General features: G+C 68.7%; 17 protein-coding genes and 1 pseudogene. 8 read left to right on the top strand and 10 right to left on the bottom strand.

Going from position 1 to position 23817, the window contains the following annotated elements; all coding sequences use genetic code 11:
• Positions 1-17: 17 nt before the first annotated feature.
• From OG558_RS07155 to OG558_RS07145, 3 genes and pseudogenes are all read left to right on the top strand, one after another.
• Positions 18-1343 (top strand): ABC transporter substrate-binding protein, encoded by a 1326-nt coding sequence (locus OG558_RS07155; protein WP_405069493.1) that lies wholly within the window; start codon positions 18-20, stop codon positions 1341-1343.
• Between the two features lie 25 nt (positions 1344-1368).
• Positions 1369-2499, top strand: a complete 1131-nt coding sequence (locus tag OG558_RS07150; RefSeq protein WP_405069491.1) for a Gfo/Idh/MocA family protein — start codon at positions 1369-1371, stop codon at positions 2497-2499.
• Positions 2403-3410 (top strand): annotated as a pseudogene (locus tag OG558_RS07145) (PmoA family protein). Before OG558_RS07150 ends, OG558_RS07145 begins: the two are co-directional and overlap by 97 nt.
• Here OG558_RS07145 and OG558_RS07140 read toward each other — a convergent pair.
• Positions 3411-4835: a sensor histidine kinase gene (locus OG558_RS07140; RefSeq protein ID WP_405069490.1), complete on the bottom strand. Its 1425-nt coding sequence runs from the start codon at positions 4833-4835 to the stop codon at positions 3411-3413. It lies immediately after the preceding pseudogene.
• A 64-nt stretch (positions 4836-4899) separates the two neighbouring features.
• On the bottom strand, positions 4900-5817 hold the full coding sequence (locus tag OG558_RS07135; RefSeq protein ID WP_405069489.1) for a phosphotransferase enzyme family protein: 918 nt from the start codon (positions 5815-5817) through the stop codon (positions 4900-4902).
• 136 nt (positions 5818-5953) lie between these two features.
• Between OG558_RS07135 and OG558_RS07130 the strand changes: the two genes are divergently transcribed.
• Together OG558_RS07130 and OG558_RS07125 are read left to right on the top strand one after the other, a co-directional pair.
• A complete protein-coding gene (locus tag OG558_RS07130; RefSeq protein ID WP_405069488.1) occupies positions 5954-7366 on the top strand; it encodes an IS1380 family transposase in 1413 nt (470 codons plus the stop codon).
• Positions 7367-7703: 337 nt separating this feature from the next.
• Positions 7704-9164, top strand: coding sequence for a hypothetical protein (locus tag OG558_RS07125; RefSeq protein WP_405069487.1), 1461 nt, complete (start codon positions 7704-7706; stop codon positions 9162-9164).
• A 58-nt stretch (positions 9165-9222) separates the two neighbouring features.
• Here the strand turns inward: OG558_RS07125 and OG558_RS07120 are convergent, their stop codons facing one another.
• From OG558_RS07120 to OG558_RS07095, 6 genes are all read right to left on the bottom strand, one after another.
• A complete protein-coding gene (locus tag OG558_RS07120; RefSeq protein WP_405069486.1) occupies positions 9223-10425 on the bottom strand; it encodes a cytochrome P450 in 1203 nt (400 codons plus the stop codon).
• Positions 10426-10459: 34 nt separating this feature from the next.
• Positions 10460-11185: a hypothetical protein gene (locus tag OG558_RS07115; RefSeq protein WP_405069485.1), complete on the bottom strand. Its 726-nt coding sequence runs from the start codon at positions 11183-11185 to the stop codon at positions 10460-10462.
• Positions 11182-11973 carry a type II CAAX prenyl endopeptidase Rce1 family protein gene (locus OG558_RS07110; protein ID WP_405069484.1) on the bottom strand — a complete coding sequence of 264 codons (792 nt, stop codon included), beginning with the start codon at positions 11971-11973 and terminating at the stop codon, positions 11182-11184. The genes OG558_RS07115 and OG558_RS07110 overlap by 4 nt, the downstream gene beginning before the upstream one ends.
• Positions 11974-12174: 201 nt before the next feature.
• A complete protein-coding gene (locus tag OG558_RS07105; protein ID WP_405069482.1) occupies positions 12175-12819 on the bottom strand; it encodes a response regulator in 645 nt (214 codons plus the stop codon).
• Complete coding sequence (locus tag OG558_RS07100) at positions 12810-14549, bottom strand: sensor histidine kinase (protein WP_405069480.1); 1740 nt, start codon at positions 14547-14549, stop codon at positions 12810-12812. Before OG558_RS07100 ends, OG558_RS07105 begins: the two co-directional genes overlap by 10 nt.
• A gap of 163 nt (positions 14550-14712) precedes the next feature.
• Positions 14713-15798 carry an aldose epimerase family protein gene (locus OG558_RS07095; RefSeq protein ID WP_405069479.1) on the bottom strand — a complete coding sequence of 362 codons (1086 nt, stop codon included), beginning with the start codon at positions 15796-15798 and terminating at the stop codon, positions 14713-14715.
• 154 nt (positions 15799-15952) lie between these two features.
• On the opposite strand from OG558_RS07095, the gene OG558_RS07090 reads away from it, so the two are divergent.
• The 3 genes from OG558_RS07090 (at position 15953) to OG558_RS07080 (ending at position 19736) form a co-directional block, all read left to right on the top strand.
• Positions 15953-16552: a cysteine hydrolase family protein gene (locus tag OG558_RS07090; RefSeq protein WP_405069478.1), complete on the top strand. Its 600-nt coding sequence runs from the start codon at positions 15953-15955 to the stop codon at positions 16550-16552.
• A 7-nt stretch (positions 16553-16559) separates the two neighbouring features.
• The gene (locus OG558_RS07085; protein WP_405069477.1) at positions 16560-17486 is read left to right on the top strand and encodes a GlxA family transcriptional regulator; all 927 of its coding nucleotides are present in this window, start codon (positions 16560-16562) and stop codon (positions 17484-17486) included.
• Positions 17487-17594: 108 nt separating this feature from the next.
• Positions 17595-19736 carry an MMPL family transporter gene (locus tag OG558_RS07080; RefSeq protein WP_405069476.1) on the top strand — a complete coding sequence of 714 codons (2142 nt, stop codon included), beginning with the start codon at positions 17595-17597 and terminating at the stop codon, positions 19734-19736.
• A 4-nt stretch (positions 19737-19740) separates the two neighbouring features.
• On the opposite strand, the gene OG558_RS07075 is transcribed toward OG558_RS07080, so the two are convergent.
• Positions 19741-22884: a glycoside hydrolase family 3 N-terminal domain-containing protein gene (locus OG558_RS07075; protein ID WP_405069475.1), complete on the bottom strand. Its 3144-nt coding sequence runs from the start codon at positions 22882-22884 to the stop codon at positions 19741-19743.
• Between the two features lie 96 nt (positions 22885-22980).
• Positions 22981-23649: a hypothetical protein gene (locus OG558_RS07070; protein ID WP_405069474.1), complete on the bottom strand. Its 669-nt coding sequence runs from the start codon at positions 23647-23649 to the stop codon at positions 22981-22983.
• Between the last annotated feature and the right edge of the window lie 168 nt (positions 23650-23817).

Here is a 23817-nt window from a genome sequence, read left to right as displayed (position 1 = left end):
CCTGAAAGGTGCACAGCATGAGGCACATCCCACGTCCCGCGGGCCGGCGCCTGCGGGCACTCGCCGCAGCCGCTATCGCCGCCAGTCTGCTGGTTGCCAGCGCCTGCGGCGGCAACTCCGGTGGTCCCTCGTCGTCGTCGGCCGACGGCGGCAAGGTGACGCTCCGCTTCACCTGGTGGGGCAGCGACACCCGGACCAAGCTGACCCAGCAGGTCATCGACGCGTACCAGAAGGACCATCCGAACGTCACCATCAAGGGCGAGTTCGGTGAGTGGGCCGGCTACTGGGACAAGCTCGCCACCACGGTCGCGGCGAACGACGCCCCGGACATCATCCAGATGGACGAGAAGTACCTGCGTGAGTACGCCGACCGCGGTGCGCTGCTCGACCTGAAGAAGGCCGACGGTCTCGACACCGGCAAGTTCGAGCCGGACACCCTGGGCGCCGGCGAGTTCGACGGCGGCCTGTACGGGCTGAACGCCGGGATCAACTCGTTCGCCGTGGTCGCGAACCCGGCCGTGTTCAAGGCCGCCGGCGTCGCGATGCCCGACGACACCAAGTGGACCTGGGACGACTTCGCCCGGATCTCCGCCGAGGTCTCCGCGAAGATGAACGGCAAGGCCTGGGGGACCGGAGCCATCGGTACCAACGAGGCCGGCCTGAACCTGTGGGCCCGGCAGCGCGGCGAGTCGCTGTGGACCAAGGACGGCAAGCTCGGCGTCTCCCCGGAGAAGACCACGGACTTCTTCAAGTACGTGCTGAAGCTGCGGGACGCGAAGTCGATCCCGTCGGCCGAGTTCACCGCGCAGGACATGAACGCGCCGCTCGACCAGTCCGCGATGGCGACCGGCAAGCTGGCGATGAGCTTTATCTGGAGCAACCAGCTGGTCGCCTTCACCAAGGCGTCCGGGCAGCCCCTGAAGCTGCTCCGGATCCCGAGCGCCGACGGCACCGCGAAGGACAACGGCTCCTACTACAAGGGCTCGATGTTCTGGTCGATCTCGTCGCGGTCGAAGCACCAGAAGGAGGCCGCCGAGTTCGTCAACTACCTGGCCAACAACACCGCGGCCGGCAACATCCTGCTCGCCGAGCGGGGCGTCCCGCCGAACACCGAGGTCCAGGCCGCGGTGACGCCGAAGCTGCAGCCGGCCGACGCCGCGTCCGCGAAGTTCATCAAGGACATCGGCACCGAGCTCGGCGAGCCGTCGCCGGCCCCGCCGGTCGGTGGTGGTCAGGTGGAGAAGATCATCCAGCGCTACACCACCGAGGTGCTGTTCGGCCGGCAGGCACCGGACGCGGCGGCGAAGGCCTTCCTGGACGAGGTCAACGGGGAGCTCAAATAGTGTTGCTACCGGCAACTGATTGCCGATGACGGGGCCTCGGGTGGCCGTGGCTGGTGTCCACGGCCACGGGGCCTCCCATGTCCGCAACGTCGCCCGGCTGGCCGCGGCCGGCCGGGCCGAGCTCGTCGCCGTGGCCGACCCCCGGCCGGCCGCGGACCTGACCGCCCCGGCGTTCGCCGGCCTGGCGGAGTTGCTCGCGGCGACCGAGGTCGACGTGGTGATCATCAGTACGCCGATCCAGACGCACGTACCGCTGGCCGAGCTGGCGATGCGGGCCGGGGCCGACGTCCTGCTGGAGAAGCCGCCGACCGCGTCGCTGGCCGAGTTCGACCAGCTGTCCGCGATCGTCGCGGAGACCGGGCGGGCCTGTCAGGTCGGTTTCCAGGCACAGGCTTCCCAGGGCACGCTGACGTTGGCGAAGCTGGTGGCCGACGGCCGGCTCGGCGAGCTCCGCGGGATCAGTGCCGTGGGCAAGTGGGTGCGGACGGCGCGGTACTTTCAGCGCGCACGGTGGGCCGGTCGCCGGACGCTTGACGGTGTGGCAGTCGTCGACGGTGCGGTGACGAACCCGCTGGCTCATGCGACCGCTGCCGCGTTGCTCCTGGACGGGTCGACCGGGATGGGCGACGTACGGTCCGTCGAGACAGAGCTCTTCCGGGCGAATCCGATCGAGTCCGACGACACCTCCACGGTCCGGATCGTCACCGCTCGCGGTACGACGATCCTGATCGCGGTCACGTTGTGCGCGACGGAACATCTCGAACCGGCTGTGATCGTGGACGGCTCCGAGGGTCGCGCCGTACTGCGGTATGCGTCGGACACGCTCGAGACCGACTCGGGGACCACGACGTACGAACGAGAGGATCTGCTGGAGAATCTGCTCGCGCATCGCGCGGATCCCGCCGTACCGCTGTACTGCCCGCTGGCCGCGACGGGTGGGTTCACCCGGGTCGTCGAGGCGGTGCGGACGGCGAAGGATCCGGCCGGGATTCCGGACGAGCTGATCCGGTGGGAGGGCGAAGGACTCGAACGGCATCCGGTCGTGCTCAATGTCGAGCGATGGATCGACCGGGCCTCGGACGAGCTGGCGTTGTTCAGCGAGATCGGGGCGCCCTGGATGTCACAGCGTATTCAATCGACACGGGAGAATTCATGACGCGGAACCTCGGCTGCAATCATGCTGTCGGCCGATCGATCCAGGTGACGGCGGGCGACGCAGAGCTGTTCACCTATGTCTACAAGGCCACCGATCCGCAGTACGAGTCGCCGCGGCCGTACTTCCATCCGATCCGGACCCTGACCGGCGACCTGATCAGCGTGTACCGTCCGTGGGACCACTTGTGGCACAAGGGCCTGGCCTGGTCGTTGCCGCACTTCGGGCACGACAACTTCTGGGGCGGACCGACCTTCACGAAGGAGAACGGCTACAAGCCGCTGGACAACAACGGCTCGCAGGATCATGACCGGGTCGACGCTCTCGACGTGTCGGACGATCTGGTCCGGTTCGCCCACCACCTGTCGTGGCACACACAGGCCGGTGCTCACGTCGTCGACGAGTCGCGAACGGTGACCACGCGGCTTGCGGATGACGGCTGGGTGCTCGTGTTCGAGACCGCGATGACGAACGTCTCGGGCGCGACGATCCAGATCGGCAGCCCGACCACGGCCGGCCGGCCGAACGCCGGCTAGGGCGGTCTGTTCTGGCGTGGCCCGCGGGAGTTCACCAACGGCACCATCCTTGCCCCGCAGGGCAAGGGCCGCGACGAGCTCCGCGGCCAGCGCGCACCCTGGATGGGCTTCACCTCCCGGCAGGACGAGACCGACACCGCCTCCACGATCATCGTCGCCGACGCAGGAGACAACGTTCGCCACCCACCGGAGTGGTTCGTCCGCTCCGAGGACTTCGCCGCCGTCTGCCCCGCTCCCTTCTTCTCCGAGGAACTCCCCTTCACCGCCGGCGAGACGCTCCGCCTCAGGTACGCCGTACTGGTCGCCGACGGCCTCTCCGACGACCAACGCGCCAAGACGCTGGCCGCCCAAGCCCAGAAGGCCTTGGCTGCTGGGTAGTCAGCGGGGCAGGGCCAGCGTGAAGCACGTGTCGCCCGGGTGGGACGTGACCGTGACGATGCCGCCGTGGGCTTCAGTGATGGATTGGGCGAGGGAGAGGCCGAGGCCCGAGCCGCCGGAGTCGCGGGTGCGTGAGGTGTCCGCGCGGGTGAAGCGTTTGAAGACGTTCGGTTGCAGGTCGGCCGGGATGCCGGGGCCGTTGTCGTGGATCGTGAGTACGGCCGTATGGCGGTCGTCCGCGATCAACTCGACGGTCACGGTGGTCCCGGCCGGCGTGTGTCGGCGGGCGTTGCTGAGCAGGTTCGTGACGACTTGGTGCAGCCGTTGCTCGTCGCCCGTGACGACCACTGGTTCAGGCGGCAGGCTCAAGGCCCAGTGGTGATCCGGGCTGACGATCTGGGCGTCGGTCACCGACTCCCTCGCCAGCCGGGTGAGATCGACCGGCCTGAGGTCGAGGGGTCGGCCGGCGTCGAGGCGGGCCAACAAGAGCAGGTCTTCGACCAAGGCGGCCATTCGGGTGGCCTCGACCATCACCTTGCCCATGGCGTGGCTGAACAACTCGTGGTCGCCTTGCCGCAGGCTCAGTTGTGCGTAGCCGTGGATGGTGGTGAGCGGCGTACGTAGTTCGTGGGATGCGTCGGCGACGAACTGGCGGACCTGTTGCTCACTGCGGTGCCGCGCGTCCAGCGCGTTCTCCATGTGGCCCAGCAAGGTGTTGAGTGCGACCGCGACCTGGCCGACCTCGGTCCGTTCGTCGGTCAGCTGATCCGGCACCCGCGCGGTCATCCCGATCTCACCGGTGTCCAGGGGGAGGCCGGCCACCTCGCGGGCGGTTTGTGCGACGCGGCGCAGTGGCCGCAACTGACGTCGTACGACGAAGACCGCGACGCCACCCGCGGTCAGCACACCCACCCCGCCGAAGAGCACCTCCCAGCCGATCAGGCTGTTGATGGTGTCGGCGATGTCCTTCGTCGGCAGCGCGGTGACCACCGTGATCGGGCCGATCTGTGACGCGTGTGCTCGGTATTGGCCCAGCCCTGGCAGGTCGACGGTGCGGTTCCCGTCGCCGGCGGGGACCTTGTCGAGTGCGGCGACGGCAGGGTCCGACAGCGTGGCGAGTACGCCGTCCGCGGTGATGACGTTGCCAGTGGCACCTGACGAGGTGAGATAGGCGGTCACCGTGCCCGCGTCCTGCCCGTGCGGCGTGTCCGGCGGTGGCCGGCTGCCGTCGCCCTTGGTCAGCGCCATGATCGTCCGCCCCTGCGAGGCCGCCACCTTGCTGTCCAGCTGCTTGGTCAGGTACGAACTGATCGCGGCCGTCGTCAGCACGCTGATCACGACACTCACCACCGCGACCAGCAGCACCATCGCCGCCGCGACGCGCACGCTCAGCGAGCGCACCGCGAACCCCCGCCTGGACCTCATGACCCCAGCATGTGCACCCAGCCCTGGGACTCTCTCCGGTTTTCCTGGCACCTTGCTGTGAGAGTCAGAGCAGTTCGCCGGCCGCCCGGCGGAGAGCGGCGAGCTCATCGGCGGCCCACCCCTCGGCGCGGGAGTCGGTGCCGCGGAACAACGGCTTGTCGACCAGGTGGAACCGCAGGTTGAAGATCCGCCCGACGATCTGGAGATAAGGGATCGCCGCGACGTCGGTGTCGGTGATCGGGCGTCGGGTGGTGTACCCGGTTTTGAAGGCATCCCAGTACGGCGTGGTCGCGACGCCGGCGAAGTCCGCCGCCCGCGGACCGACCGCGGTGAGGTCGAAGTCGAGTAAGAGGAGTCCCTGCTTCGTCAATAAGATGTTGTCCAAGCTGACGTCGCCATGGCAGATGCCGGTATTCGAGTACTCCGCGAGGTTGTTCCGTACCGCGGCCGCGAGGTCGCGGAGCAGGTTTTCCTCCGCGCGGTCGACGGCCAGGATCTGTTCGAGTGGTTCGTGAAGCCGATCGGCGATCTCGGCCGGGCGTCGCGCGTACGGCGAATGGTAGTTGTCGGCGGCATCGTGGAATGCCGCGAGTTGCCGGCCGAATGCGTCGTACAACTCGTCGTCGAAAGGCGGCTGCGGTTTGGTGCCCTCGACGAAACCGGACAGGATGAACGGCCGGGGTCCTTCAGGTGTCTCGAGTAGTCCGACGGCATCTCCGTCCGACAACAAGACCGGCGGGACCTGTAATCCGGCCGTCTGCAAATGTGCCCAAAGCCCTGCCTCCCAACGGATTTCGTCCGGATCGCGGCCGTCGTGGCGGTACAGCTTGAGGACGTAGCGGGCGTCGCCGGTGGTGAGCTCGTAGACGTCGTTCACGAGCGATCGAAGCAGCGTGCACCCCGTGAAGCCGAGGCCGTAGCGGTCGGCCAGGTGAGCGCTGAGAGCGTGCGGGGCGGGCAGCGATCGCATCGTCGGGATCATGACACCGACCCTAAGCCCGGATCCACCGATGAGTTCGGTGGGGTGGGTGTGGCGTAACGCGAGGATGCCCTTGCGGGCTGGGAGATTGGGACTTGTCTAGGGTTCCAGATCACCGAGCGCGAAGGGCATCCGTCGAGTGCAACTGTCCCATAATCCTCGGGTCGTTCGCGCGAAGTTCGATGATCCGAATTTGGTGTCGTCGGGTGGGCTGGTGCCTGTGATGGCGCTGGCGGAGTCTGCGGGGCTGCGTGAGTTGGCCGATGTGCGGTTGAGTGTGCCGACGGACAAGGGCGCGAACGCTGGGCTGAAGGTGTGCTCGCTGGTTGCGGGGATGGTGGCCGGTGCGGACTCGATCGACGACATGGCTTTGCTGCGGCATGGCGGCATGGGCCGGGTGTTCGATCACGCCTATGCGCCGTCGACGCTGGGGGCGTTCCTGCGCAGCTTCACCTTCGGGCATGTCCGGCAGCTCGACGCGGTGGCGTCGCGGTTGCTGACCGGATTGGCCGGGCGGTCGCCGTTGGTCGGTGATGTGGCCGGCGGTGAGTTCGTGTTGGTCGATGTCGATGACACGGTCATCGAGGTGCACGGTTATGCCAAGCAGGGCGCGGGGTTCGGCTACTCCGGGGTGCGTGGGCTGAACGCGCTGCTGGCAACGGTCACCACCCCACACACGGCGCCGGTGATCGTGGCGCAGCGGCTGCGCAAGGGTTCGGTCGGGTCGCCGCGTGGCGCGAAACGCCTGATCACCGATGCGTTGAAGACCGTGCGCGGACTGGCCGGAGTGTCGAATGGCAGGCCGCTGGTGCGGGCCGACTCGGCGTTTTACGGGCGTGGTCTGGTGCTGGCCGCGGTCCGCGCCGGTGCCGATGTGTCGGTCACCGCCCGCCTGGACAAGCGGGTCAAGGCCGCGATCGCCGGCATCGCCGACGACGCCTGGACCCCGATCGAGTACAAAGACGCGATCTACGACGAGCAAACCGGCCGATGGATCTCTCGCGCCGAGGTCGCCGAAATCCCGTTCACAGCGTTCACGTCCCGCAGCAAGGCCGAGCAGGTGCCCGGCCGGCTCGTGGTCCGCCGGATCCCGGACCTCAACCCCGGCAAGAACCAGGCGCCCGGGCAGGAAACGCTGTTCGACATGTGGCGGTTCCACGCCTTCTTCACCACCGTCAACGTCGAAGTGATGGACACCGTCACCGCGGACAAGACCCACCGCGGGCACGCGATCATCGAACAAGTCAATGCCGACCTGAAGAACTCAGCGCTCGCGCACCTGCCGTCCGGGGTGTTCGCCGCGAACGCCGCCTGGCTCGTGCTCGCCGTGATGGCGTTCAACCTCACCCGCGCGGCCGCCACCCTCACCGGCGGCAACCTGGCCAAGGCCGTCACCGCCACGGTGCGACGCAAGCTGGTCAACATCGCCGCCCGGATCGCCTCGTCTGCGCGGCGGATCACCCTGCACCTGCCCAGCAACTGGCCCTGGCAGACACCATGGACCCGCCTGTTCGCTCATGTCTGCGGGCCACCTGCCACCGCCATGCCCTGACCACCGCGCCGAACATCGGCCCGACCGGAGACCCGAAGCGGAACACCCCCGCAGCGAGGCGGGACGCCCCACCACGCCACCAGCAGCCCGGCATCGTCATCAATCCAAATCAGCGACTCACACCAGCCTGATCGGTGGATCGAGGCTAAGTGTCGCTGGAATCGGCAGGTGTGAAACGGTGCCGGGGTGGGGAGGTTCGAGACGTTTCCGGATTCGCCTCCCCTATCGGGGCCGGAAACCGGTAGCCTCGTGCAGCGCCCTTCAGGGGGAGGGGGCCGCCGTACCACCATTCCCGACGAAACTGCCGGAGAGCCCAAACCGGTCAGGAGACCACGTCTTGCAGGAGAACACCAGCAATCCCAGTACTGGCGAACTGGCGAACGTACCCCTTACCGGTGCGGACAAGGTCGCCTACGCCTTCTACGCCACTGCGGCCGCGGCCGCACTTGTCGGCCAGGTCTGGGCCGGCGTGACCCACATCCCCTGGCCGGACACCGGCTTCTCGACGTTCCTCAAGATCATCCTCGTCACCCCGGCGGTGGCCGTGCTCGAGCTCGGTGGTGTCGCCACCGCAGCGCTCGCCGACCTGCGCCGGCGCAAGGGTGAGCAGGCCTACGCCTACCGCGCGATGTCGTTCTTCGCGGCTCTGGTCGCGGTCGTCTTCAACGTGGTCGGCCACTGGCGGCCGGAGGAGCGGTTCCTGGCCTTCGGCTTCGGCGGTCTGTCCGCGTTCGCCTATGTGCTGTGGCTGATCCACAGCTCGGCCCGCCGCCGCGACGCGCTGCGCCGGGCGGGGCAGATGCGCGAGACCGGCCCGGTGTACGGCGTGATCCAGTGGGCCCGCGAGCCACGGGTCACCTGGCTGGCCCGCTCACTGGCGATCGAGCACGGCTACGGCCTGTACGAGAGCCTCCGTGCGGCCCAGCACCAGATCCGGAACCGGAGCCGCCGCGAGGCGATCGCCGGAACCGTTGCCGAGTACATCCGGTCCGAGCACCAGGACGAGCGGCTGGCGAAGATCGCCGAGACGACGTACGACCCGGACCGGCTGGCCGGGATGCTCGAGGAGCGGATCAACTACGAGGTCATCACCAACAAGCTCACCAAGGCGATCTCGCCGCCGCCGGAGCCCGCGGAGATCGAGGAGCGCGGTGACCTGCGCGCCGCGGTCTGGGTGCTCGAGGGCGGGCAGCCGCGACGGGCGGACGGCGCCGGGATGTCTCTTCGCGATGAGGACGCCTGGACCGGCGAGCTGATGGCCATCGTCGACCAGCAGCCCGACAGCGACGAACCGGTCGCCGAGGCGGTCGTCGTCGAGGACGAGAGCGAGCCGCAGCACGTCGTCCAGCCGAACGGAGCCCAGAGCAACGGTGTCCAGAGCAACGGTGTGAAGGCCTCGGCGGCCAAGTTGCGGCCGCTGCCGCCGCAGCCGAAGGCCGAGCCGGTGGTGCAGAAGCCGCAGGGCCCGTCGCCGTTCGCCGGACCGGCCGACCCGCAGCCGCCGGCGCTCATCACGACACCGAAGGCCGAACCGGCCGCGCCGAAGTCGGTCGTGGACGAGTCGGTGGTGGACAAGCCGGTGATGGAGTCGGTGAAGATCGACGAGCCGGCCGTCGAGCCGACGGCGCTGGAGAAGAAGCGGATGCGGGCGTGGGCGCTGCTGTCCGACTGGCCGGAGGGTCACGAGCGGACGGCGAAGAAGCTGGCCGACGCGATCGCCTCCAGCGAGCCGATGGCCGCGCGCTTCATCGAGCAGTACGAGGCCGAGCACGGCCTGGCCTTCAGCTCACAGAACTGACGCGTTACGTCCGAAGAAGTGAGGGTTATCGCCCACACTTCTTCGGACGCAACGGTTTTCAGGTGAGGTTGACGGGGAGTTCCGCCAGGCCGCTGACCAGGACGCGACGCCATTCGAGGTCCTCGGCCGGCTTCGCGAGGCGCAGGCGCGGGAAGCGTCGTACCAAGGCCAGCAACGACTCCTGTAGCTCGATCCGGGCCAGTTGCGCGCCGAGGCAGAAGTGCGGTCCGAAGCCGAACGACAGGTGCTTGTTGTCCGGCCGATCCAGCCGCAGCTCGTCGGGTGCGTCGTACGCGCGCGGATCCCGGTTGGCCGAGTTGAGCGCGGCCATCACGCCTTCGCCTGCCTTGATCTGTACGCCGTGCAGCTCGACGTCCTCGAGTGCGACGCGGAGCTGACCTACCTCGCTGAAGCGGTTGAACCGCAGCAACTCCTCGATCGCCGACGGGACCAGCTCGGGGTTGTCGACGAGCTTGGCCCAGTTCTCCGGCCAGCGCAGCAGGGTCGCGACGCAGCTCGAGATCTGGTTCGCCGAGGTCTCGTGGCCGGCGACCAGCAGGTTCACCCCGAAGGCGATCAGCTCCTCCTGACTGAGCCGGTCGCCTTCCTCGCGGGCGCGGACGAGTTCGTCCAGCAGGTCCTCGGCCGGCTGGTCGGTGTTCGCCAGCTTCTTCGTGACCAGGTCCTCGATGTACGCGGTCAGACTGGTCATCGCGTCCTCGACCAGATCCTTCTCCGCCATCTTCATGCTGTATCCCAGCTCGGTCCACTCCCGGAACTGCGCGCGGTCGTCGTACGGTACGCCGAGCAACTGGCAGATCACCTGGATCGGCAGCGGCAACGCGACCAACTGCCGGATGTCGGCGCCGTCACCCGCGCGGGCCACGTCCTCGGCCAGCTGGGCGGACAGCTCCGCGACCCACGGCCGGGTCCGCTCGATCCGCCGGTGCGCGAACGTCGACGACACCAGCTTGCGCAACCGGGTGTGCTCGGGCGGGTCGGTCGTGGTCAGGCTGTTCGGCATCGGCTTGGCCAACGCGACTCGCGGCGCGCCCTGCCTGACCACGGCGGCCCGCGAGAACCGCGGATCCGCGAGCACCAGCCGTACGTCGTCGTACCGCGTCACCAACCACACCTCGGCTCCCGCCAACGTCCGCACCCGAGCCACGGGACGTGTCTCCCGCAGCTCGGCGAACGTCGGCGAAGGGTCGAATCGGAAGGCATCGTCGAACGGAATCCGCAACACCGGCTGCTCCGACATGCCTCCGACCCTAAGCGACTTAGGTAACCCTTGCTCAGCGATCAGCGCGTCGCCGGATGGCGACGGCCGGGACGATGAAGGCGGCACCGACGATCAGCAGCAGGACGGCGCCGACGAGCGCGCCGATCGCGATGCCCTTGAGGGCGGGCACGGTGCCGCCCACGCTCAGGTCGACGGCGACGTTCGGCGATCCGTCGGCGTTCATGATCACCACGGACCAGTCTCCGCCGGTCGCGTGCCAGGTCAGGGTGCTGGGTCCGGCGCCCGTGGCGGACGCGACCCAGAAGGACTGAGCGGCGGGTGCCGCGGACGGCTCGCCTCCGGCCCGGGCCGTGGTGGAGAGCTTGAAGGGATCGACGTCGAAGTCCGCGACCTCGTCGTGGCCGACGCCGTTCAGGTACGCCGCGACGTCGGCCGCCGGACCGATGCCGACGAACACCGCCGTGCCGGGCGTCTTCGACTCGAAGTCGATCCGGACGTCACCGAGGAGATCGTTGGTGTAGAAGGCGTCCGGCCAGGCGCCGCCGACGTCGAGCGACGGGGACGACAGCGCGTAGGTGCTGGTGGTGACACGCTCTGGTCCGGCGGTGAAGTACCCGGCGCCGTCGCGCTGTTGCTGTGCCCACAGGCCGGCGCCGCCGATGGCGAACAGGGCGACGCTGACCATTGCGAACAAGGCACCCACGACGACCAGCAGGGTGCGCCAGCCGCTCCATGAGCGACGTACCGGTGGTGCGGGGGCGAGTGGTGTGGTGGTCATGAGACAGGCTCCGGTGTGGTGGCGGGGGAGGTGGCGATGGCTGGGGCGGGACGGGTCCAGAAGCGGCGGCTGCCGATGAGCAAGGTGACGGCAACTGCGGACCAGACGACGACGTACAGCCAGGTCTCGCGGGTCAGGTCGGGGCCGGCTTGCCAGAGGTCGCTGGTGTTGATGCTGCCTTCGGTGGCGTGGGCGATGAGGGTGATGAGCACGCTGCCGGCGGCGTGGTTGAACAGCCACCCGTACCAGAAGGTGACGGCGACCGTGGTCACGGCCTCGTAGGGCTGGAGCCCGTACGACGAGATCAAGAACAGCGGTGCGTGCCAGCCGACGATCGCCACGGCCATGAGTGCGGTGGCGGCGAGCGGAGTGCGGGTCGTCTGGAGCTTCGGCTGCGCGAATCCCCGGAAGCTCGGCTCCTCACTGAACGGGCCCCCGAACGGGTCGACCATGTTCATGCCGATGACGAGAGCGAGGCCGTACCACGGCGCGAACTGCCCGGACGCGGGCGATGGTGCGCCCAGTGCCTGGTTGATCCCGATCGTCACGAAGTGGACCAGGAGCGGTACGGCGATCGCGACGACGTACCAGATCCAGCGGACCCGCCAGCGGATCATCCGGACCCCGATGGCCCGGAGACCGGCGAGACCGTCGTTCAGGAAGGCGACGATGAGGGCGGCGAGCAAGGCGCCCGGGGCGAAGAAGGTGCCGAACGGCAGAGTTGCCCAGGTGAGTGCGTAGGCCAGCACGAAGAAGCTGATCACGGGGTGATTGCGGACGAACGACATGACGGATCTCCTTGCGGATGAGTGGTTGCCAGCTGAGGTCTCAGAGCCAGCGGGCGGCGGTGTGCCGTCGTCGTCAGGCTGGTTCTGGATGATTCGGGTCTTCACGGCGCCTCCAGGGGTCTACCTCGAGACTCGCGTCGGCAGGCGCCTTCGGCAGACCGGTCAACCGGTGAAGGAGTGGTTCGGGTTTCTGGTGTCCCGTCAGGCGCGCAGATACAGCAGTACGGCGAGCACCCGCCGGGACTCGCTGCGCGTGGAGGGGATGCCGAGCTTGGTGAAGATGCCGGAGACGTACTTCTCCGCGGCCCGCAATGTGACCACCAGGTCGTCGGCGATGCCCTGGTTGGAGGCGCCGGTCGCCATCAGCTCCAGCACCTGCCGCTCGCGCGGGGTCAGCACGGCCAGCGGGTCGTCGCTGCGCCGCCGTTGCAGCAAGGTGGAGACGATCTTCGGATCGATGGCCGAGCCGCCGGCGGCAACCCGCCGGACCGCGCCGGTGAAGTCCTCGACGTCGCTGATCCGGTCCTTCAGCAGGTAGCCGACGCCCTCGGCCGATTCGGACAGCAGTTGCATCGCCAGCCCGAGCTCGAGGTACTGCGACAGCACCAGCACACCGACTCCGGGATGCTGCTCGCGGATCTGCAAGGCGGCGCGCATCCCTTCGTCGTTGTGGGTCGGTGGCAACCGGATGTCGAGGATCGCGACCTCCGGCGGGAAGCCGCGGACGTACCTCAGCAGGTCGTCGGCATTGTCGTACGCCGCGACCACGTCGAGCCCGGCGTCGCCGAGGATCCTGGTCAGTCCCTCGCGCAGCAGCACGCTGTCCTCGGCGATGGCTACCCGCACGGGATCTCCGCCTCGAGCCGGGTGCCGCCGTCGGCGGGACTCCAGATCCGGAGCCGGCCGCCGATCGCCTCGACCCGGTCGGCGAGACCGCGCAGGCCGGACCCGCGCTCGGTGTCCGCTCCGCCGACGCCGTCGTCGACGACCTCGACGACGAGTTGATCGGCGGATCGCGTGACGCGGACGGACGCCGTACTCGCGTGGGCGTGCTTGGCGATGTTCGTCAGGCTCTCGCTGACCACGTAGTACGCGGCGACCTCGACATGTTCGGGCAGCCTTCCGTCGGCCACAACATCCAGCGTCACCGGGACAGCAGCCTGTGCGGCGAGCGACTCCAGTGCGACGGCCAGACCGTGTCCGGTCAGGACCGCCGGATGGATGCCGCGGGCAACGTCACGGAGTTCGTCCAGCGACGCGGTGACCTGCCGCTTGGCCTGCATCAGGCGTGCCTTGGTGTCGGCGTCGCTCGCGGACCGGCCGGCGAGCAGTCCGATTTCCAGGGCCAGCGCGACCAGGCGCTGCTGGGCGCCGTCGTGCAGGTTGCGTTCGAGCCGTTTCCGCTCCTGCTGCTCGGCATCGATGACCCGCGCGCGGGAACCCTGCAGCTCGTGCAGCCGGGCCCGCAGTTCCGCCTGCAGCCGGCTGTTCTCCAAGGCGATGCCGGCCGCCGCCTCGACTGCGTCCAGCAACTCGTGCTCGTCTTCGAGCGACCGGTCGAACTCGAGGGCGACGACGGGTTCGTGGTCGCGATAGATCACCCGCGTCGCCCTCCCGTCGGACCCGCCGGGCAGAGTGACGGCGTGCCCTTCGGAGTCGGCCCAACTGCCGTACTTCGGCAACCAGAAGGCAAGGGTCAACGAGGGATCGTGCAGGGCTCGCGCCAGCGGCTCACGCAGGTCACCGGCTGGGTCGGCGCGCAGGTCCATCAGCAGTGCGCCGACATCGGTGCGGGCGAGCCGAGCGTCGAGCAGTCCGAACAGGAACACGACCGGCGCCAGCCCGAGTACGGCGAACGTCACGTGCCGAACCGTTTCGATCTGCGGCCAGCCGCGCAGACCGGCGATGAACAGGATCGCGAGCATGATCAGTGCCAGACCGAAGCTGTCCACGAGCAACGCCACCGGCCGTCGACGGACCAGGCTCGCGGACGGTCGCCGTACGAGGAGAAGGGCGGCGCCGACGAGCAGCAGGGCGCTCATCGTGATCAGCTGGGCCTGCTCGATCCGGCCGGCCAGGACCGGCCTGGTCGTGACGGTGAAGAGGCTGTCCGGATTGATCCCGAGCAGGATCTTCGCCAGTTGCAGTCCGACGGCAGTCGCGTAGCCGGCGACGACGACCAACCGGCGGAGGCGTCCGACCACCCGTCCGGTGGGATACGCGAGGAACACGTGCAGGAACATCGCCGCCGGCACCAGGTCGAGCAGATGACCGATGGAGAGCAACAGGGGCACGGTCGACCACTGCAGGGCGGTCAGGGCCATCACGAATCCGGTGGCGATCATCAGCGGACCGAGCCGGCTCGCCGGCCGGCGCCACCACGCGATGGTCCCGCTGATCAAATACGGGACGGTGATCCAGTTGAAGAGCAGTGCCTGCAGGGCCGGCCGGACCAGTTCGTCCCCCGCCAGTGCGAGCGCGATCGAGACGACGAGCGTGGCGAAACCTGCCACGACGGTCGCCCACAGCGCCCACGGCCCCGGTCCGCGGGCCGGTTCGATCGTCGGCGCCGCCACAACCTGTCACCCACCCTCTATCGGCCACCCTGCGCCCGTTACTCCGCGCAGGCAATGCGTGAGGTCCTTAACGACAGGAGGTGGTCCCGTCAGTGACGGGACCACCCCTGTGCGTGAGTCTGCTGGCCGGCGGCCGGCCGGACTACCTCCTGTCCTTACGGCGCTACTTGGTGCCGAAGGAGTAGATGGTCGTGGACTGGTAGGTCTCGCCCGGTCGCAGCACGGTCGACGGGAAGTCGGGGTGGTTCGGGGAGTCGGGGAAGTGCTGGGTTTCGAAGGCGAAGGCGTCGCCCTGGCGGTAGGCCTTGTTGCCGATACCGAGGAACGTGCCGTCGAGGAAGTTGCCGCTGTAGAACTGGGCGCCGGGCTGGTCGGTGTGGACGGTGACGGTGCGGCCGTGCTCGGGTTCGGTGAAGCGGGCGGCGAAGCGGAGGCCGTCGTCGTCCGGCTGGCCGCCGAGGACGAAGTTGTGGTCGTAGCCGCGGCCGACGATCAGCTGCGGGTGGTCGTGGCGCAGCCGGGCTCCGATCGCGGTCGGCTTGCTGAAGTCGAACGGCGTACCGGCGGTCGGTGCGAGCTCGCCGGTCGGGATCAGGCCGGCGTCGACCGGGGTGTACTTCGGCGCGTTCAGCTGCAGCACGTGGCCGTCGATCGAGCCGCTGCCCTCACCGGCCAGGTTGAAGTACACGTGGTTGGTCAGGTTGACGATGGTCGGCTTGCCCTTGACGGTCGCGTGGTAGTCGATCCGCAGGTTGTCCCGCCGGTCGAGCGTGTACGTCACCGTGCTGGTCAGCTCACCGGGGAAGCCCATCTCGCCGTCCGGGCTGACGTAGGTGAAGGCGACGCCGACGGCGTTGTCGCTGCGGACGACCACCGCCTTCCACACCAACTTGTCGAAGCCGATGGTGCCGCCGTGCAACGCGTTCTCGCCATCATTGATCGGGATCTGGTACGTCGTCCCGTCGAGCATGAACCGGCCCTTCGCGATCCGGTTGCCGTAGCGGCCGATAGTGGCGCCGAAGTACGGGCTGAGCGCCGCGTAGTCGGGCAGGTTGTCGAAGCCGAGGCTGATGTTCGTGGTCCGGCCGCGCCGGTCCGGGGTCTCGACCCGCTGGATGGTGGCACCCCAGGTCAGCATCGAGATCGTCACCCGGCCGTTGGTGAACGTGTAGACGTCCACCTGCTGACCGTCCGGGGTGGTGCCGAACGGGTCCTTGCGGATCTCGAGCTTGCCGTGATGTTCGCCCATGGCGGCCAACTTATCCGGCGTGCCGGCGGCCCGTGTGGCGGCCCCGACCTCTGCAGCAGGATCGAATGACTCCCCATGGGCTGACCAGATCGGTCCGGTGCCGGCCCCGATCGGGACTTCTCCGGTACGCCGTTCCGCCGCCAGGATGAGCGGTATGAGCCGCACCGCACTGATCGTGATCGACGTCCAGGAATCGTTCCGCGTCCGCGCGAACTGGAAGGCCGTGAACCACCCCGACATCGCCGACCGGGTCAACCGCCTGGTCCGCGCGGCCCGGGACAAGGGTGATCTGGTCGTCTGGGTCCTGCACAGTGAGCCGGGCACCGGCGGGGCGTTCGACCCGGCCGAGGGCCACGTCCGGTTGATCCAGGGCCTCGAGCCGCTGCCCGGCGAACCCCTGATCACCAAGACGTCTCACAACGCCTTCACCACAACGAATCTGCAGCAGCTCCTGACCCAGCACGGCGTCACCGAGCTGGTGATCAGCGGCATCCGCACCGAGCAGTGCTGCGAGACCACGACCCGGGTCGCGTCGGACTTCGGGTACGACGTCGTGTTCGTCACCGAGGCGACCGCGACCCAGCCGCTGCCGCACTGGACGATGCCGGCGGACGCGACGCTCGAGGAGATCCTCGCCGACCCCCGGACGCTGAGCCCTGAGCAGATCACCGAGCGGACCGAGTACGCCCTGGCCGGCCGCTTCGCCACCATCCGGACACTCGACGAGCTGACCGGCGTCCCCATGGGATCCTGACTGGATCATGACTACCCGGGTCGTCTTCCTCCTGGTGCCGAAGCTGCACCTGCTGGATCTGGCCGGTCCGGCACAGGTCTTCTCCACCGCGAACGACCTCGGCTACGGCTACGAGCTGAGCTATGTGGCCGAGGTCGACGAGATTCCCACCGCGCAGGGTGTGCCGGTGAAGGCGCGGCTGGAGTGGCCGGATCTCGGTCCGGACGACCTGATCGTCGTACCGGGGTGGCGGTCGCCGCGGTTGTCGCCGGTGCCGCCGATCGGGCCGCAGACCAAGCAGCGGTTGCGCAGTCACCATGCGGCCGGTGGATCGGTGGCGAGCGTGTGTTCCGGCGCCGACGCGCTCGGCGCGGCCGGGCTGCTCGACGGACACCGGTACACCACCCACCACGACCTGACCGACGAGCTCGCCGCGCGGTATCCGAAGGCGACGATCGTGCGGGACGTCCTGTACGTCGTCGACGACCGGGTGATCACGTCCGCCGGGATCGCGAGCGGGATCGACCTGGCCCTGCACCTGGTCGCGGTCGAGCGTGGTGCCGAGGCGGCGGCGCGGGTCGCGCGGGAGATGGTCGTGTACGCGCGGCGCAACGGAGACGAACTGCAGGACAGCGCGATGCTGCGGCACCGCGGTCATCTCAGCGATCTGGCCCATCGCGTGCAGGACGTGATCGACGCCCGGTACGCCGACCGCCTGCTGCTGACCGACCTCGCCCGGGAGATCGGGGTCAGTGAACGCACCCTGACCCGGATCTTCACCACCGCGACCGGTCTCACCCCACTGCGCTACCAGCAACTCCTCCGCCTCGAACGCGCCGAACACCTGATCGGCCACGGCAGCACCATCGAGGCGGCGGCCCGCGCGGTCGGCTTCGAGGACGCCCGCATGCTCCGCCGCCTGCGCGCCCGGACGATCGAGCCCGTCGCCGGGTAGGCCTAGCTCCACCCCCGCGGGGGTTCCAGGACTCCTGAGATCCGTTCCCGATCAGGTCAGGCTCGTCCTGACCGGGCAGGGCGTCCGGTCGCTGGAGAGGTGGGGCAAATGACCAGGGGATCGGTGACCGTGCGCGTTGCGCGCTGGAGTGCTGTCCATCCATGGCGGGCGATCGGCCTCTGGCTGCTCCTCGTCGTCGTCGCGGTCGGGATGTCGGTGGCCATCCCGAAGCAGCAGACGCAGAGCAAGGACGAGTGGGTCGGCCAGTCCGGTCAGGCCGCGGAGCTGATCGAGAAGGCGGGTCTCGGCGATCGGCCCACCGAGACAGTCCTGCTGACCGACCCCGACGGTCCGCTCGACAAGGCCGCCGCGACTACGGCGATCACGCAGCTTCAGCAGAAGCTCAGGGCGCTCGACCCGGTCCAGGCCGTCGGGCAACCGATCTGGTCGGACAACGGCAAGGCCGCCCTGGTGCCGATCGAGTTGAAGGGTACGGCGGACGACGCGGCCGACTCGATCGACAAGGTCGTCGCCGCTACCGCCGACGTACAGAAGGCGAACCCCGGCCTGACCATCGGCCAGGCGGGCAACGCATCGGTGAACGCCGGTGTCTGGAAGCAGGTCGGCTCCGATCTCGCGAAGGCCGAGAAGCTCAGTCTGCCGATCACCTTCGCCCTGATGCTGATCGCCTTCGGGGCCTTGATCGCGGCCGGGATCCCGGTCCTGCTGGCGTTCTCGGCCGTCGGCGCCGCACTCGGCTTCTACGCGCCGCTGTCCTACCTGTTCCCCGACGGTGGTTCGGTCGCCAACGTCGTCCTGCTGATCGGTATGGCGGTCGGCGTCGACTACTCGCTGTTCTATCTGAAGCGCGAACGCGAGGAACGCCGCAAGGGTCGCAGCACCCTCGACGCCGTGGAGATCGCCGCGGCCACGTCCGGTCACTCTGTGGTCGTCTCCGGCCTCGCCGTGATCGTCTCGATGGCCGGCCTGTACGTCGCTCAGGACGCCACGTTCGCCTCGATGGCAACGGCAACGATCGTGGTCGTCGCGGTGGCGGTCCTCGGCTCGCTGACCGTGTTGCCCGCGCTGCTGGCGAAGCTGGGTCACCGGGTCGACCGGCCACGCGTCCCGCTCTTGTGGCGGCTCAACCGGCGCATCGGTCCCGGCGGGATCAGCCGCCGCATCCTGGCGCCCGTACTGCGCTATCCGCGGGCCGCGCTGACGATCTCGGCCCTCGCCGTGGTCGCGCTCGCCGTACCGGCACTGGGGATGAAGACCGAGTCGGCCGATCTGAACACGCTGCCCCAGAGCATCCCTGAGGTGCGCACGCTGAAGGCACTGCAGGAGAACTTCCCGTCCCAGGGCAGTCTTTCGTACGACGTTGTCGCGCAGGGTGACGGTGCGGCCGCGGCGTTGACCGGGCTGCAGGAGTCCGCCGTACGGACCGGGAAGTTCGTCGTACCGGCGGGCGACGCGATCCGGCAGGCGGGCGGAACCGCTGTGCTGACGTTGGTCTCGGTGTTGCCGGACAGCAGTGCGAACGGCGAAGCCGCGCTGCATCAGTTGCGTGGGGAGCTGGCGCCGGCCGCGTTGGGATCCGCGACCTGGGCGGTCGGTGGGGACTCGGCCGAATCGGTTGACTACGGCAACAATCAGCGGGACAAGCTGCCGTACGTGATCGCGTTCGTGCTGGCGCTGACGCTGGTGATGATGGCGTTCACCTTCCGGAGCCTGGCGATCGCGCTGGTGACGACGTTGCTCAACCTCGCCTCGGTGGGTGCCTGCTTCGGGGTGCTGGCGCTGGTGTTCCAGCACTCGTGGGCGGAAGGGATCCTGGGCTTCACGTCAGCCGGGTTCGTGGTGTCGTGGATTCCCCTGTTCCTGTTCGTGATCCTGGTCGGGCTGTCGATGGACTACCACGTCTTCGTGCTCGGTCGCATCCGTGAAGGAGTGGCCGAGGGGCTGACCCCACCGGAGGCGGTCCGCAAGGGCATCACCGAATCGGCCGGCGTGGTGACCAGCGCGGCGGCGGTGATGGTGTCGGTCTTCGCCGTCTTCGCCACCCTCGGCATGCTCGAGATGAAGCAGATGGGCGTCGGCCTGGCCATCGCCGTCCTGATCGACGCCACGCTGGTTCGCATCGTGATGCTCCCGTCGATCATGGTCCTGCTGGGCCGCAAGGCCTGGTGGCCCAACCGCCTGCACCGGCAGACGCCGGCGCAGGCGGAACAGGAGCTGGTCTCGGTCTGAGCCGTCACCCGACCTTGGAGGCCGCGGTCAGCTTGCTGACCGCGGCACTCAGGTTCCCGGTCAGGAGCAGGTGATCGGCGTCCGAGGTGAGTTTCGAGGTGGGCTCGGTAAGGTTCTGGCCGATGTGGTTCTGGGCGATCCAGCGGGCCGTGCCGACGACCGCGTCGTCCTCGGCGAACGTGTCCACCGTGGTGCGATCGAGGAACTTGGCGGACTGGGCCACGGCTGCTAGCGCAATAGTTGCCTGCGGCCCCGACCAGTCCTTGACCTGGAGTGCCACTCCGGCAGCGACTCCGGCCGCCAGGGCGTACGGGTCGTGCTGGCGGAGCAAGGTGTTGCGGGCGTCGGCCAGCTTCTGCCTAGCGGCCGCCTGGGTGGTCAAACCCCACCCGAACGGATACTGCGGATCGTAGGAAGCGTCACCGACGTTCAGCGGCTGCTGGGCTTCCGACCGCGGCCAGCTGACCGGGAGCCGACCACTGAACGGGCGCTTGCCGAACAGGACGTCGGCAACACCCGCACCCTCGGTGCCGGGCAACCACGACGCCACCAGCGCGTTGATCTTGCCGAGTTGGTCGGCGATCACCTGCGGCCGGCCGGAGACGATCAGGACGACGCACTTCATCGCGCCGCACACCTTGTCCACGGCCGCCTTGTCGGCGTCGGAGAGCAGCAGGTCGTGACCGTTGCCCACGTCGCCGATCCCTTCGGCGTACGGGCGTTCGCCGACCACCACGACTCCGACGTCGTGACCCTCGAGCGGTGCCGATGCGTCGACGCTGAAGGTTGCCGTCGGCACCACCTGCTTGATCCCGTCCAGGATCGTCGTACCGGTGGTCGTCGCACCGGAGCCGCCCTGCCAGGTGATGCTCCAGCCGCCCATCTGGTTGCCCAGGTCATTGGCGTTGCTGCCGGCGACGTACACCCTGGAGGTGGGTGCCAAGGGCAACAGGTTGCCGTCGTTCTTCAACAGCACCTGGGACTTCGCGGCCGCCTCCCGGCCGACCGCCCGGTGCGCGGCCGACCCGATCTCGGAGCTGCGCGACGTGTCGGCGTACGGGTGCTCGAAGAGGCCGAGCTTGAACTTCTCGGTCAGGATCCGCCGGACCGCGTCGTCGACCCGGGTCATCGGGATCCGGCCGGCGGTGACCTCATCGGTCAGGCCCTGGGTGAAGCCCTGGTAGTTCGTCGGCACCATGATCATGTCGAGGCCGGCGTTGATCGACGTCTGGATGTCGCTCGCGTAGTCGCCCGGCAGTTGGTCGATCGCCTGCCAGTCGCTGATCACGAAGCCGCCGAAGCCCATCCGCTGCTTCAGCACCCCGTTGATCAGCTCGGCGTTCCCGTGCATCTTCACCGGAGCCGCGCCGTCGATCGCGACACTCGAGTACGACGGCATCACGGTGCCGACGCCGAGATCCACGGCGGTCTGGAACGGCGCCAGGTGCAGCGTCTCCAGCTGGGCCCGGGTGACCTCGGTGATGCCCTGGTCGATCTTGTACGAACCCGTGGTCGAGGAGCCGTACGTCGTACCGCCGTCGCCGACGAAGTGCTTCGCGGTCGCCAGTACGTGGTTGTTCTGCCCGAGCTGGCTGCCGTCCGCCTTGCCCTGCAGGCCGGTGATCACGGTCGCCATCGACTGGACGAGCGCCGGATCCTCGCCGAAGCCCTCGTAGGCCCGGCCCCAGCGGTCGTCGCGGACCACGCACACGCACGGAGCGAAGTCCCACGGGATACCGGTCGCGCGGACCTCGGTCGCGGTCACCTCACCGGTCCGCTTGGCCAGGTCGGGATCGCGGGTCGCGCCCATGCCGATGTTGTGCGGCAGGATCGTCGCGCCGACCACGTTGTTGTGTCCGTGGACGGCGTCGACGCCGTAGATCAGCGGGATCTGCAGCCGGGTCGCCTGCGCGTTCAGCTGGAAGTTGTCGATCATCGCGGCCCAGGCGGCCGGCGTGTTCGGCGTCGGCACCGAGCCGCCGCCGGACAGCAGCGAGCCGAGCGCGTACGACGCGATGTCGCTGCGGGACCGGAGCGCGTTGCGCTCGGCCTGGGTCATCTGGCCGACCTTCTCGGCCAGGTTCATCCGGGCGAGCAGGTCGTCGACCCGCTTCTTCAGCGGGAGCTTGGGGTTGAGATACGGGAGGTCGTGGGCGTTGATCACCACGACCGGCTGGGTCGAGGGAGCCTTCGCGCCAGTGACGGTGAGTTCCAGCGGGATCGTCTCGGCGGCCTCTGCGGTGTGGTCCTTGCGGGTGGTGACGGCCACGGTGTGAGAGGTGCCGGACGCCGTACCGGCCGGGAAGGTGAACGTGCCGGAGACCGGGTTGTAGTCGTCCGTGCCGGCGGTTCCGGTGCCGGTGCGGTAGTCGACGGTGACCGGTTCGTCCAGCGGAGTGCTGCCGGTGGTCGCGACGGAGATCTTGATCTGTGCGGTGCCCCCCTCCTTGACCGGATAGACGCCGGCGTCGGTGACGACGCTCGCCTTCAGCGCGGGATCGGCCTTGCCGTAGACCTCGACCTGGTCGATCGCGAACTCGCCGGGGGATCCGACCGGCATGGTGATCGCGTAGCCCCACATCTGGGTCAGGTTCAGCACCTGGTCGATGCCGCCGACCGGCTGGTAGTCGCTGCGGTAGACCAGTTCGCTGAACGGGATCTCGACCAGGTGCCAGCCCTGCCAGTCGTCGGTGAAGCTCGTGTTCCACAGCTCCGACGCCTCGGCGTTGGCGCCGCCGTCCTTGATCTCGAAGAAGATCCGCTTGCCGGAGCCTGGCTGCGGGAGTGGTGCGGTGTTCTGGCCGTACCACCAGAACCGGATGCCCTTGTGTGCGGACCAGTCGCCGGGGTTCTGGTCGAAGGTCACGTCGTGGCTGAAACCGCCGTACCCGCTGATGTTGTAGGTGCCGTGCAGCACCTTCTCGCCGGACGGGGCGTCGGCGCGGGTCTGCAGCTCCATCGTCGGCGGGTCGTCGGCGTCACTGCCCCAGCCGAAGATCCCCGCGTTCGGCGGCGAGGCGAACGGCTCGGCCCCTTCGAACGCCGCCAGCACGATCGGCGCCGGATCATCGGCCGCCGCCTGCAACGGCAACAGCCCGGTGATCAGCGCTGCCGCCGCGAAGAGCGCTGTCTGACGAAAACCACGCATGGCCGACTCCCCAGCTCCGCGCGAGCCTCACACCCACGTCCGGCCCCGACTCTCAGCTCTCCCCACCTCCAGGTCAACCCCTCGCCGGTTCCGGAACTAGAGCGCTCTCATCGCCTCGGGCCGCATGTGCGGCCGCGGGCCGGCGCAGTACCGGAACCGGACCAGCTCAGGCGCCCGGATGGTGACCGCGCCGAACTCGGTCTCACGGTGGGCGGCGACCCAGTCGATCAGTTTCCCGGGCTGCGTGATGGCGGTGGTGAAGTGCAGGAGGTTCAGGTACCAGATGTCGCGGCGACCGTGCGGCCGCTCGAACCAGTCGTCGGGCCCGAGCTCGACAGCGAACCGATCCATGAGGTCGTCGGCGTTCGAGTCGAGGGGGAACGCGCAGGCCATCACGGTCCCTGGGGTGAGCGTGAGCCCGGCGACGCGGAAACGGGTCGGGCCCGCCCCGGCGCGGTCGAGAGCGGACTGGTAGCGCTGGATTGCGGGGTCATGCGGCTCGATGACCGCGCGATGGCCTTCCAGAGCGCGGACGGTGAGGTGGGCGGAGCCGAGGCGGCCGGTGTGCCAGTGATCCGGGCCGGCGAGGTCCGCGGCCTCGGCGGTCAGGTCGTCGAGATGGCGGCTGAGCAGGTCGTCCATCGGTGGGCGGAGAGCGACGGAGACCGGCCAGCGGCCGCCGTCTCGCGGGAGAGCGTCGCGCTGGTGGTCGCCGGCGGCGATGAGTGGGGCGGCTCGATCGAACAGCTGGTCGAACTTCTGCAAAATCCCTCCCTGGGCGTCGGTTGGATACGACGCCGCGGCATCGCGGTGGGTTGGGTAAAAGCTGGACAGCGGGGAGTTGGTGGGTGAGGGTGTGGCTGCGGGGTCGGGTTGGCGCTTGGGGGCTGGCTTCCGTGGTGTCTGGGTTCTCCGGTGTGTGAGGCTGAGGAG

It is taken from the genome of Kribbella sp. NBC_01510, assembly GCF_045040325.1.
In the GTDB taxonomy this organism is placed as follows: Bacteria; Actinomycetota; Actinomycetes; order Propionibacteriales; family Kribbellaceae; genus Kribbella.
This window is presented reverse-complemented; position numbering and strand designations above follow the sequence as displayed.